General features: G+C 39.5%; 9 protein-coding genes. 1 reads left to right on the top strand and 8 read right to left on the bottom strand.

What is annotated here, in order from left to right; translation table 11 throughout:
• Window positions 1–49: 49 nt before the first annotated feature.
• The 4 genes from fadJ to proB form a co-directional block, all read right to left on the bottom strand.
• Window positions 50–2,260, bottom strand: a complete 2,211-nt coding sequence (fadJ, locus tag ABVT42_RS04535; RefSeq protein ID WP_353873933.1) for a fatty acid oxidation complex subunit alpha FadJ — start codon at window positions 2,258–2,260, stop codon at window positions 50–52.
• Window positions 2,260–3,645, bottom strand: coding sequence for an acetyl-CoA C-acyltransferase FadI (gene fadI / locus ABVT42_RS04530; RefSeq protein ID WP_353873934.1), 1,386 nt, complete (start codon window positions 3,643–3,645; stop codon window positions 2,260–2,262). The genes fadJ and fadI overlap by 1 nt, the downstream gene beginning before the upstream one ends.
• A 421-nt stretch (window positions 3,646–4,066) precedes the next feature.
• Window positions 4,067–5,326 (bottom strand): glutamate-5-semialdehyde dehydrogenase, encoded by a 1,260-nt coding sequence (locus ABVT42_RS04525; RefSeq protein WP_353873935.1) that lies wholly within the window; start codon window positions 5,324–5,326, stop codon window positions 4,067–4,069.
• A gap of 12 nt (window positions 5,327–5,338) precedes the next feature.
• The gene (gene proB / locus ABVT42_RS04520; RefSeq protein WP_353873936.1) at window positions 5,339–6,142 is read right to left on the bottom strand and encodes a glutamate 5-kinase; all 804 of its coding nucleotides are present in this window, start codon (window positions 6,140–6,142) and stop codon (window positions 5,339–5,341) included.
• A gap of 467 nt (window positions 6,143–6,609) precedes the next feature.
• Here proB and ABVT42_RS04515 point away from each other — a divergent pair, with 467 nt between their 5' ends.
• Window positions 6,610–7,032: an Hsp20/alpha crystallin family protein gene (locus tag ABVT42_RS04515; RefSeq protein WP_353873937.1), complete on the top strand. Its 423-nt coding sequence runs from the start codon at window positions 6,610–6,612 to the stop codon at window positions 7,030–7,032.
• A gap of 156 nt (window positions 7,033–7,188) precedes the next feature.
• Here ABVT42_RS04515 and ABVT42_RS04510 read toward each other — a convergent pair whose 3' ends face one another.
• The 4 genes from ABVT42_RS04510 to ABVT42_RS04495 form a co-directional block, all read right to left on the bottom strand.
• A complete protein-coding gene (locus ABVT42_RS04510; RefSeq protein ID WP_353873938.1) occupies window positions 7,189–7,647 on the bottom strand; it encodes a potassium channel family protein in 459 nt (152 codons plus the stop codon).
• Window positions 7,648–7,928: 281 nt separating this feature from the next.
• Window positions 7,929–8,648, bottom strand: a complete 720-nt coding sequence (locus tag ABVT42_RS04505) for a phosphoadenylyl-sulfate reductase (protein ID WP_353873939.1) — start codon at window positions 8,646–8,648, stop codon at window positions 7,929–7,931.
• 69 nt (window positions 8,649–8,717) lie between these two features.
• Entirely contained in the window at window positions 8,718–10,421 is a 1,704-nt protein-coding gene (gene cysI, locus ABVT42_RS04500) for an assimilatory sulfite reductase (NADPH) hemoprotein subunit (RefSeq protein WP_353873940.1), read from the bottom strand.
• 2 nt (window positions 10,422–10,423) lie between these two features.
• A complete protein-coding gene (locus ABVT42_RS04495) occupies window positions 10,424–12,256 on the bottom strand; it encodes an assimilatory sulfite reductase (NADPH) flavoprotein subunit (RefSeq protein WP_353873942.1) in 1,833 nt (610 codons plus the stop codon).
• Window positions 12,257–12,954 lie beyond the last annotated feature (698 nt).

Raw genomic sequence — 12,954 nt, 5'->3', positions numbered from 1 at the left:
CGACCAACCAGCATAAAAATATTCAAGACTACAGTATCAATCAACTCATTTAATAAAAAGTTTCATTATTTTCAGCCATTTTCACCAATTGCTCTGCCGGCTTAAAGCGATCCCCAAGGCAATTTTGTAACAACCTTAGTTGTTCAACAATTTTTCCTGCTCCCTGAGAGTCAACATATCGGAATGGTCCGCCCAGAAATGGCGGAAACCCTAATCCAAAAATTGCACCAATATCTCCATCACGCGGACTATTAATGATGTTTTCTTGTAAACAATAAACAGCCTCGTTAACCATTTGTAGTAAACAACGTTGCGCAATTTCCTGTTCATCAATCGAGTGATTTAATCGATTAACATTAATGCCGAGCAAAGGATAAACACTAGAATCAACTTGTTTGTTTGATTGTCTGCTCACCCATTTCAAAATCGGCGAAGTGGATTGATACTGATAAAAGCCCCGATTATTCTTTTTACCTTTGCGATTATCATCAATTAGTTTGCTGAAAACTTCAGGGGGCGCAAAGCGTTGGCCAAGCTTTTCGACTAATATCGGCGCTATTTTACTTCCAACATCAATCCCAACTTCATCGAGTAATGTCAACGGTCCAACAGGAAACCCAGCATTCTGTAACGCATTATCAATTTGATCGATAGCAACACCATCGACCAGCAGATATCCAGCTTCATTAATAAATGGCGCTAATATTCGACTGGTATAAAATCCGGCGCCATCATTGACAACAATTACCGTTTTACCTTGTGCCTTCCCTAATGCAACACAGGTCGCAATCACTTGTGGCGAAGTCTTTTCAGTGACGACAATTTCGAGTAAAGGCATTTTTTCAACTGGCGAAAAGTAATGCATACCGATAACTCGTTCTGGATGCTTACTTGCGCTGGCAATATCCGCAATTGGAATTGAGGACGTATTGGTAGCAAAAATAACTTCCGAGTGACATTCTTTTTCTATTTCACATACCATTTGCTGCTTTAAATTTAAATCTTCAAACACAGCTTCAATCACTAAATCGACTGTTTTAAAACCACGATACTGTGTTGTACCACTTAACCGTGCAAACCGTCGACTTGCTTCACTGATTGTTATATGCTTTCGTTTAACCCGCTGTCGATAAATATTCCAGCAGTATTTCAACGCATGATTAATGCCAGCTTCACTGGTATCTTTTAAACGTACTCGGTTAAACGCTTTTTCAATTGACACATACGCAACTCCAGCGCCCATTAAGCCACCGCCTAAAACACCAAGTCGCTCGACTTTTGTGGGCACTATACCTTCCGGTGCGCCCGTTTCTTTTTTAAGTGCTGTTGTTGCAAAAAAGATATTGATTAATTGTTTAGCTTCTTTAGACACCACAAGCTGACCAAATAATTCAGCTTCAAGCGCCAGTCCTGCTGCAAATCCTTTTTCTAACCCTTGTTTGACAGAACGAATAATTTTGTCAGGTGCAGGATAATTACCACGAGTTTTTTGCTCAGCATTTTGTAAGGCTTTATTAAAAATCAAATCGCGACCATACTGATGCGACTCTAATATCAATTGTTGCCATTTTGCTTGATTGAGCCAACCTTTTTTAGCAAAATTATTCTCTAACTCACTCGCTTTGCGTCTTACTTTTCCCATGTGCATTTGCGCACAACGCACTGCAGCTTGTTTTAAGTGTGTGAGCGGAACGACTTCATCGACTAACCCCACTTTTTTAGCCTGCCGGGCAACTAACTGTTTGCCGGTTAACATCAGTGTTAAAGCTTGAGCAATTCCGATTAACCTGGGTAAACGTTGCGTTCCACCACTCCCCGGTAGCAGTCCCAATTGCACTTCTGGTAGTCCCAATCGCGTTGATTTTTCGTCGGTTGCAATGCGATGGCTACATGCCAGCGCCAATTCAAGTCCACCACCTAAACAAGCCCCATTTATTGCCGCAACTACGGGCATTTTGAGATTTTCTAATCGATTGAAAATTTGCTGACCTTGTTGTGCCAACTCACTTGCCTGCTCTGCGGTTTGAATTTGCTTTAGCATTGAAATATCGGCACCTGATATAAAGTTATCCGGCTTGCCGCTCATCACAATCAACGCGCTTATCGCATTGTGGTTTTCAATTTCATCCAAAATTTGATTAAACGCATCAACAAAAGATGCCTTTAGCGTATTTTGTGAATCGCCCTGTACATCGATAGTTACCCAGCCTATCTGGTTTTCTACCGTAAAATGAAACACTGACTGCTCAATATTTTTCATTATTCCGTCTCCAAAACCATTGCAGCCCCTAAACCACCGGCAGCACAAGCAGTGACTAAAGCAGTGCCACCTCCGCGGCGTTGTAACTCATTTAGCGTTTGTGTAATCATTCTGCCGCCAGTTGCTGCAAATGGATGTCCATAAGCCAATGACCCGCCCAGTACATTGAATTTATCCCAATCAATTTCGCCAATCGGTTGAGAACGATTTAAATTTTCGCGAGCAAAACTTTCACTGGCAAAAGCATTCACATTACATAATGCCTGTGCGGCGAAAGCTTCATGCATATCGATCAAGGTCAAATCCGAAAGCTGCATTCCCGCTTTGTCTAGCGCAATGGGCGCTGCATAGGCAGGCCCCATCAGCATATTTTTTTCAACACCTAAAGCGGCAAAACCATAACTGCGAATATAACCAAGTGGCTCATATCCTAGTGTTTTGGCTTTTTGCTCACTCATCAATAAAAGAGCACTGGCACCATCAGTTAGTCCGGTGCTGTTGGCTGCCGTTAAGGTACCAAATTGTTTATCAAATGCCGGTTGCAGTTTACTATATGCAGCCAGCTTTGATTCAAAACGAACATTATTATCAATCGACAAAGTTTCTTTAAATGGCTCGACATAAGCCGTCATGACTTCGTTAGCCAGCCAGCCCTTACTCCAGGCTTGAGATGCCAACTCATGGGAGCGATGTGCAAATTCATCTTGCCGTTCACGGGTAATACCAAAGTCGCGTGCCATTTGCTCGGCGCTATCGCCCATCCTCAGTCCAGTTGAGTATTCTTTTACCGACGGAGGTACCGGTAACAGATACCGTGCTTTCACCTGACTTAAAATTTTCGCACGCTGTTTCATCGTTTTAGCTTTGGTTAATGCCATTAAAATTGATGCCAGTTTCTTGTGGATCCCTATCGGTACAACAGACGAACTGTCTGCTCCACCAGCGATGCCAACACTAATTGAACCCGCCATAATTGACTCAGCAATAGTAGCGGTTGTCTGAAATCCTGTGGCACAGGCTTTCGATAGGCTAAACGCATCGGTTGTCACCGGCAATCCCGCAGCCAGCACAATTTCTCGCGCTATATTTGGTGCATCAGGTTGAATCAGTGCTTGCCCAAAAACGACACGCTCAATCAGTATTGGGTCAATATCTGCCTGCGCAATCAATTCGCTGACGACCATTTGACCCAGTTCAATACCACTGGTGTTTTTAAAAAAAGTTAACTGTTTAGCAAAAGGCGTACGCAATCCTGCAACAATCGCAACACGTTTGTAACTTCCCTTAATAGATGGTGCTGTCGTTATTACAGGCGATTGCGAATTGGGCTGTTGCTCGGTTGAACTTGGTGCTTGAGAATCATTGTTGTCTTGTTTTTGCGTCATAGCGATTATTAACCGGTTAATGTTTAGCCATTGTGCTCACGTTTAAACTAAATTATGTGGAATTTAATTGACAAAGTAAAATCGGGTTGTTTAACAGTATAATCGGCGAATAAGTCAAAACAGGTTTATTTGACCTGTTTATATGTTAAATAAATCCGAATATATTAAATAAATCCGATTTAACCACTTATCTTATTGTCTATTTGATATCGATTAGTTGTCTATTTATTAATACTTTCTTATTAGTGCTTTCTTATTGAAACTTTCAGATCGATTAAATAGTGAAGATAAGTGGCCAACCTCATCGGACCACGATAATAGAAAAGCTTACACACAAACGATAAATAGAACAAGTCCATGCTTTCACAAAAAGTCAGTATGAATGATTAATACAACCAAAACACCACTGAATTATACTGAATCAGCGAATTTGCCCTTCACCTTCAACCACAAATTTTTGTGATGTCAATGATTCTAGTCCCATTGGCCCGTAAGCATGAATTTTAGAGGTTGAAATTCCAATTTCAGCACCTAAACCCAACTCTCCACCATCAGAAAATCGCGAAGAAGCATTAACCATAACCACCGATGCATCGACTTCATTAATAAATCGCTCGGCATTATCTTGCGATTGTGTTGCGATGACTTCGGTATGACCAGAACCATATTGATCGATAAACTCAACCGCTTCATCAAACGAATCAACAGTCACAATAGAAATCTCCAATGCTAAAAATTCTTTGGCAAATAAATCACCATCAGCAGCCTCAATTTCTGGTAGCAGTTGTCGAGTTTTAGAGCATCCATATAATTTGACCCCTTTTGCTTGCAAAGCGCTGGCGGCTTCGGGCAAAAATGCAGAAGCGATATGCTGATGAACAATTAACCCTTCCAGTGCATTGCACACGCCAGGGCGCTGCGTTTTACCATTAATCAATAAATCCAGAGCCAGAGGCAAGTCAGCCGATTCATCAACATATAAATGACAAACGCCCTTATAATGCTTAATTACAGGGATATGGCTATTGGCGACCACATGTCTGATGAGTCCTTCGCCACCCCGAGGAATGACAACATCTATAAGCTCATCCAGCTTGAGTAATTCATTCATTAACTGGCGATCAGTCGATGCGAGTACGGTGATTCCAGCAGGATGAAAACCATTGTCAGTGAGTGCTTTTTGCCAGCAGGTAGCAATGGCTTGATTGGAATGAAAAGCTTCTTTGCCGCCACGTAAAATAATCCCATTACCACTTTTTAAAGCCAACGCAGCCGCTTCAACAGTAACATTGGGGCGTGATTCATAAATCATTAAAATAACCCCTAGCGGAATTCTCTTTTTACGCACTTTTATACCATTTGGCCTTTTTGTCATAGGCAAGACTTCCGATAACGGATCAGGCAATTCGGCCACTTCAGCCAAGGCTTTTTGCATTTGCTCAATGCCTGTTAAATTAATGGTTAACCGATCGATCATCGCTGCAGACAAGCCGTCTTTTTCCGCCTGTTCAACATCACGCTCATTGGCCGCGAGTATAGTGGCTTTATTTTCTATTAATGCTTTTACCATTGAGAACAAAATTGCATTTTTTTGTGTCGGGTTGGCTAATGCGATTGCTTTTGCTGCTTTACGAGTTTGCTCACATTGTTGTTTAATCGCCGTTAAGTCTTGAGTATTCATTATAATTTTCTCCTAATTCAGCATGCTATTCATTCGGCTAGACGCAGCAAAAAATAGTGTGCCTGTTTGCCGCGTTTGCTTGAGCTGTTCAAAAGTTGCCGCTTTTCTACCATTAACAATTAACGTATTAATGCCTGCTTGCATCGCCGTATCTGCTGCCTGAATTTTAGTTTTCATACCTCCGGTTGCAATCGGGTTTGTGGTTATTCCAGCACTTTGCAAAATTGAATCATCAATCGTTTCAACCACTTCGATTAATTGCGCATCGGCATGAAGCTGTGGATTTTTGTTGTATAATCCATCGACATCGCTACAAATAATCAGCAGGTCAGCATCGCACATAACAGCGACCTGTGCCGCCAGATTATCATTATCACCAACCACTAATTCATCAATCACCACAGAATCATTTTCATTGATAATTGGGATTGCCTGCATCTGTAATAACGTATTGAGCGTATTTTTTGCATTCGCTACACGCTTACTACTTTCCAAATCAGAACGCGTCAATAAAATTTGTGCGCATTGATTATCAAATAATTTTTGCCAATGTTGCATTAAATAAGATTGGCCCACTGCAGCGAGAGCCTGCTTTTGCGGAATAGAGACCTGCTGAGCCAAATCAAATTTCATTAGCCCTGCCCCTGCGGCAACACTCCCCGATGAAACCAGTACCACCTCTTTACCATGTTGCACAGAATGTTGAATAAACTCAGCTAATGCCAACAGATAACGAATACTACAACCATTTCCCTCTGGCGCGATTAACGCACTCCCCACCTTGATCACGGCACGCTGCCAGTCAATCATTTGCATTTTTACACTCACTTTGTTTTCAGATTTGAGTTATTACCTGAACCTGGATTAGCCCGCGGTTCACAGATAATTAATTAAACTTTTTTAAAACGATAAATAAAAAAATAGATTAACTAACCCACAAGGGGAGTTGGGATATAAGGAGAGAATTTAAAATTAAAAGATTTTGAGAACATGATCTTATTTATTTAAGGGAATCACTGTTTATCCTACAGAATATTCGACGAATATCAACCATTATTTAACCAATTGCTTATAAGAAAAAGCCATATATTAACCGATTATTTACGCCAACTTAGCACAGTTCTGTTGAATATTTAAATTAATAAGCATATTTCGTACCTTCGATCTACTGTTCTTTTTGACCTTAGTCAATACGCATTTGCTCAATTTATTTACAATTACATCGTGGTAGTCAAGTTATTCCACCCTTCATAGATTCATTTAAAAAACTAGGAGACAAGATCATGAGTTTAGTTAGATGGAATCCTTTTAGAGAATTTGACAGTTTTTTTTCACCTTCCACTCGATTAATGAGTAACTTTCAAGACTCTGCTATCGAATCAAGTTGGAAACCGCTCGTTGATGTCACTGAAGATGCCAGTGAATATCTCATTAAAGTTGAATTACCAGAAGTCAAAAAAGAAGATATCAAAGTGGCGATTAACAACAATTATCTCACTTTATCGGGTGAGCGAAAATTTGAAAAAGAAGATAAAAAGCTTCACACCATTGAGCGATTTTATGGCCATTTTGAGCGCACCTTTAATCTGCCTGAAAACGTCTGCGAAGCAGATATTCACGCAGAATTCAAAGATGGTCTATTACAATTACATTTGAAAAAATCAGAGTTACCAAAAAACAGTCAACGCCACATTAACATTCAATAAAACCTAGCAGCATTGGCTTTTAGTTGAAACTAATGTGTCGTTTAAAAAACTAAAAGTTGTTGTCACGTTTGTGAGGAACGCTGAGGTATAAGCTAAAGCGGTAACCGATACTCACCAAAACATTGAAGCTGCCGGGTCGACTAACCGGCAGTTTATTTAATTTTCTTTCCAATAACTTTTCATTTCATAATATAAAAATGAAGCAGTCCAGGTGACTAACACTAGTCCAGTTAATGATTCTATCCCCGTCAAATATCGAATTTCACCAACCGGTTGTATATCGCCAAACCCCAAGGTTGTGTAAGTTGTGAAGGAAAAATAAGCACAATCCATGAGCGAACCGCTAGAGTTTCCAACTAAATTTCCCCACCCGCTAATATGAATCATCACATAATAAGCTAAAGCAAATACCCACACCTCAACTATATGCGCAAATAGTGCACCAAAAACACCGATCACAATTTTAAAATTATGTTTTACTCTCAATCGTGGTAATTGATGCGTCAATTGATGCAAGATTTCATAGTGAATCAAGACGACAATAGCGATAATCAGGCTGTTAACAATAAAGACACCAAGCATTAAAGGTGACACCAAAATAGTTTTGAGTGACACACAGGTTATCTTGTTAAATGCGAAATAGCAACGCTACTGACTATTGTAGCAATAATAATCTATTGGTCGATAAGAAAAGAACGAATAACAACAACTCATATCAGAATATTCAATAAAACTCGAGTTACTCCACTAAAGAACTGACGATGAACATTGATTGGATAAAATTTAGTTTTCAGAAATTTAGTCAAAGTGGCAACTCGCATTTGGCAATTGATATAAGACTTAGTTGTCAAATGCGAGCAGTAATTATTTTAGTAACAATCGTTTTGTGGAAGTCGTTACAAGCTTGAAAAATTATCTTCGTGTAAACCACATTCACGCTTTACACCACCAAACCTTGTTTCTTCTTCGCTCATTCCCAAACTTAGTGGGACAGTGCTATGAGTATCACCAATCGAAACATAACCTTTTTCCCACAAAGGATGATAAGGCAAATCATTCGCTTTTAAATACTGATAAACGGTTCGATTATTCCAGTCAATTAATGGATGAACTTTAATTCTGCCACGAATTTTTTGAATAACTGGCAAGTTTTGTCGACTATTGGATTGGCTACGCATCAATCCAGCAAACCAAGTCAATACATTTAATTCTTCCAGTCCACGCTCCATCGGTTCGACTTTATTCATCTGATTGTAACGGGTTAAACCATCAACACCTTTTTCCCAGAGTTTGCCATAACGAGCTTCTTGCCAGACGCTTGAAACTTTAGCGCGATAAACTTTTAAATTTAATTGTAATCGGCTGGTCAATTCATCGACAAATTGATAGGTTTCAGGAAAGAGATATCCCGTATCGGTTAATATCACCGGAATATCTTTTTTCAATTGCGTCACCATATGCAGACTGACCGCCGACTGAACCCCAAAGCTTGAAGAAAGAGCAAACTCACCAGGCAAATTTTCTAACGCCCACTCAATTCGCTCTTGTGCTGTTTTGGGTTCAAGAATTTCATTCGCTTCTTGTATTTTTCTTTCATTCCAAACCGAATCTAACACGGTCATCTCCTACATTAATTTGTCATGTTGACAAGATGAACTTGTCAACAGAGTTAAAAGTCAACGTATTTACTGATGAAAGTCCAAACCATTAACAACTGCTTTGACGTAATTGGCTCTAATTACATAGTCGCCAAAGCTCTCATTACTTTCACGCTGCTTAGCATAGTTTTCTAATATTGATTCAAGCGCTTCAAGAATTTGTGGCTCACCAATATTTTCTCGATAAAGTTTATTTAAACGACTCCCCACGGGATTACCACCTAAATATAAATTGTATTTACCAGGTGCCTTACCAACCAGTCCTACTTCGGCCAAAAATGGTCGAGCACAGCCATTAGGACACCCCGTCATGCGCACATTAATCGGTTGTGTCTGCAATGAATACTTATCCATCAAAGCTTCGAGTTTGTCTAAAAATGTCGGCAAATACCTTTCAGCTTCTGCCATTGCCAACGAGCAAGTTGGAAATGCTACACAAGCAAGTGAGTTCAATCTTGTTGGCGACTCTTTATCACCAATACTAATATTGTATTGTTGAACAAGTGCAGCAACTTTGTCTTTAACTTCAGGCTGAATGTTACTGATAATTAAATTTTGATTTGGGGAAATTCTAAATTCTCCAGAATGAATTTTTGCGATTTCCAAAAGCCCGGTAAATAGTTTCGCCTCATCATTATCAATAATTCGGCCACTGTGAATATAGAGTGTTAAGTGCCAGTTTCCATTTTCGTCTTGCATCCAACCATAACGATCGCCGTTATGAGTAAACTCATAAGGTTTTGCTGGAGCCAACTCAAATCCGAGGTATTCATTTAAAATCGATTTAAATTGTTCGATTCCTAAACGATCGATTGTGTATTTTAAACGAGCAAGCTTTCTCACTTCTCGATTACCATAATCGCGCTGAACTTTAACTACATTCTCAGAAACTTGCAGTACTTGGTCTAGGGTACAAAAACCAATTACATCAGCAACACGTGGATAAGTTGTCTCGTCACCATGAGAGCTTCCCATACCGCCGCCTGTAGCAACATTAAACCCAATCAGTTCATCATTTTCGACAATAGCAATAAAGCCTAAATCATTGGCAAATATATCCACATCATTATAAGGCGGTACTGCAATTGCTGTTTTAAATTTTCGTGGCAAATAAGTTTGCCCATAAATAGGCTCTTGAGTTGATTCAACTTTTTCGCCATCTAGCCAGATCTCATGATAGGCTTTAGTTTTAGGTAATAAGTGCTCGCTGATTTTTTTTGCCCACTCGTAAACCTCGGCATGAATTTTTGAAGTTTGTGGTAACGGATTACCCATAACGTTACGATTCACATCGCCACAAGCCGCGATAGTATCGAGCATTGTTTGATTGATTCCAGCAATCGTTGTTTTTAAATTTCGCTTAAAAACACCATGCCATTGAAATGCTTGACGCGTTGTTAGTCGTAAGCTGCCATTTGAATATTGTGTCGCAAGTTCTGCCAATTGAATATACTGCTCAGCGCTTGCAACTCCGCCAGGTACACGTGCCCGAATCATAAATGAATACAATGGCTCGAGTTTTTGTTTTCTGCGCTCGTTTCTCAAATCACGATCGTCTTGCTGATAAATCCCATGAAACTTAATCAACATTAAATCATCATCAGCAACCGAACCCGTAATCGGATCTTGTAAACTCGGTGTTATTGTGCCGCGTAAATAGTTACTTTCAACTTTAATTCTTTCAACATCCGAATGAATCGTCGGATCGTATTGAGTCTGCTTAATAGTCATAATCAGTATACATCTCTTTGGTAACGTTTATCTTTTCTTAGCTGACTCAGGTAAGCTTCAGCATCTTCCTGATTCAAACCACCTTCAGATTGAATAATCTGGATTAGTGCATTGTTCACATCTTTGGCCATTCTGTTCATGTCACCACAAACATAAAGATAAGCGCCCTGCTCATTAATCCATTGCCAGACTTGTGCTGCACTTTCTAACAGACGATCTTGCACATAGATTTTCTCCGCTTGGTCTCGAGAAAAAGCGACACTTAATTGATTAAGCAGACCATCTTTTAAATAAGCCTGTAGTTCAACTTGATATAAAAAATCAGTATTGAAATTTGGATTGCCAAAGAATAACCAGTTTGCACCATTGGCCTCGGTCTCTTGACGTTCTTGCAGAAAAGCACGGAATGGTGCAATACCAGTGCCTGGGCCAATCATAATTACTGGTTTATCTGCCACAGGTAATTTGAAGTTTTTGTTTTTATCAATGTAAACCAACACTTCATCATCTGCTGCCAATGATTCAAGCAAATAGTAACTAGCCGTACCAAAGCGAGTTCCTTGCTCATTTTCAGATTCTTCCAGACCAACCGTGATATGAACTTCTTCAGGATTCGCCTGTAAGCTTGATGAAATTGAATACAAACGCGGTTTAATTGGTTTTAATAAATCAACTAACTGTTGTGCTGAAATTTGTGCTGGCGCAGCCAACACCACATCGATAACTTGATGGTTTTTGATATATTCTGAAAATTCACTTTCTGCAATTTTATTTAACTCGTCACTTTTTGCGAGTATGGCATATTCACGAATAAAATCTTTGGTCAATAACGAAACTTCCAGATTCTCTGTCAGTGCGCTAAGCAGTGTTTTTTCGCCACTCTTAACCGTTACATTTTCTTCACCGGACAGTTTTAATGTCGCTAAAATTTCTTGCACAGTTTGTAAATTATTTTTTGGCCAGATTCCTAAAGAGTCGCCCGGCTCATAAACAATACCAGAATCTTCTAAAGAAATTTCAATGTGATTAATATGTTTTACCGAATCACGTCCGGTAATTTTTTGATTATCTAAAATAGTTGCAGTAAATGGATTGTCACGGGTGTACTGACTGGTTACTAGATTATCAGTGGCGCTTCCCGTCTGTCCAACTGCCGTACTATTAGCCGTATTATTAACAGTCGTTAATTTCTCAAGCGCTTCTACAACCTGTTTAATCCAGTTTTGCGACGGCTCGGCATAATCTAAATCGCAATCAACGCGCTCAACCAAAGCTTTGGAACCCAGCTTAGTCAATGCCTGATCAAAATCTTTGCCGGTTTGACAGAAAAATTCATAACTTGAATCTCCCAGACTTAACACAGCATGTTGCACGTCAGCTAACTTTGGCGCACGCTTACTTCGAATAAACTCATGGAAGTCAATTGCATCATCAGGTGGTTCACCCTCACCATGCGTTGATGCGACCACCAAAATCACTTGTTGCTCTTTAAGTTTGTTCGCTTTGAAGTCAGCCGTTGAAACCAATTCAGCGTCAATGCCTTTTTGCGAAAGTGCTTGATGGAGATTTTCAGCAATAGACTGCGCATTACCGGTTTGTGATCCATAAAGCACAACCGTTTTAAGCGCAACTGGCTGTGCAACGGATGCCTCCAACTGCGCTTGCAACAATTGATTAGTTTGCGACAATTGAGGCGTATTATGTCGAGCATCGGCAATCCCCGAGCAATAGCCACTTAGCCAATAAAGCGCTTTAGTATCAAAACCTTGCACTTTCTCTAATAGCTCATTGCTTAAATGCTGAGCGTTTTGAGGAAAATCTACTTTTTGGTTCACGTTACTTAGTCAATTAGTGAGAATTGAGCAAGAGTTTGTACTTGTCACTCACTTTATGCCACTAATCAACAGCTATTCGGCAATAACCAATGGTAATTTTCTTTATTCAATTGAATCCGGAAAAAATTAAATTTTTAAAATTCAAAATGTTAGCTTTAACACAGATATAAAATAGAGCTAGTCAAGTGGCATTAAAGCTTTATGACAAAGATGGTTTAGTCACTTATTATGACATTCTTTACACTCCTCCCCAGTAACAAAACGAGAGAACTCAAGGCGCACCCTACTTAATACCGATATAAAATATTAGGCATTTCAAATAGTGGGGATTTCAAATAGTAAGGATTTCTCTTGACTTAAAAAGAACAGTGATAATAGAGAAAGGCAATATGAATTAGTAAGAGCATCCATGCTAACCTTTTAGATAGGGCCTCCGGCAAACATTCGACACATTAAAGTAATTTTCCGAGTCTGTAATTAAGATTTTTCTCAATTTTATGTGAGATATTGTCCATTCTGTGATCTATACCAGTAAAAATTAATTCAATTCCAGTTTAAATTACGGTGCGGCAAAAAATACCTGATTTTGTGTGATTTCCCACATTAATGTCGAACCATTCAATCCTTTTCAGCCAAATTAACATCATCACTCAATTCTTCTTTATAACGTGAATTCGGGAAACTTAATTTTTCTGTAG

The sequence above is a fragment of the Aliikangiella maris genome (genome assembly GCF_040719265.1).
GTDB lineage: Bacteria > Pseudomonadota > Gammaproteobacteria > Enterobacterales > Kangiellaceae > Aliikangiella > Aliikangiella maris.
Note: the sequence above shows the minus strand (reverse complement) of the source record. Positions and strands in the feature narration are given on the sequence as shown.

What these genes read in the sequence shown, in the direction of transcription:
- fadJ (WP_353873933.1), bottom strand. Translation starts at nt 2,260, where the DNA reads ATGAAAAATATTGAGCAGTCAGTGTTTCATTTTACGGTAGAAAACCAG.
- fadI (WP_353873934.1), bottom strand. Translation starts at nt 3,645, where the DNA reads ATGACGCAAAAACAAGACAACAATGATTCTCAAGCACCAAGTTCAACC.
- ABVT42_RS04525 (WP_353873935.1), bottom strand. Translation starts at nt 5,326, where the DNA reads ATGAATACTCAAGACTTAACGGCGATTAAACAACAATGTGAGCAAACT.
- proB (WP_353873936.1), bottom strand. Translation starts at nt 6,142, where the DNA reads ATGCAAATGATTGACTGGCAGCGTGCCGTGATCAAGGTGGGGAGTGCG.
- ABVT42_RS04515 (WP_353873937.1), top strand. Translation starts at nt 6,610, where the DNA reads ATGAGTTTAGTTAGATGGAATCCTTTTAGAGAATTTGACAGTTTTTTT.
- cysI (WP_353873940.1), bottom strand. Translation starts at nt 10,421, where the DNA reads ATGACTATTAAGCAGACTCAATACGATCCGACGATTCATTCGGATGTT.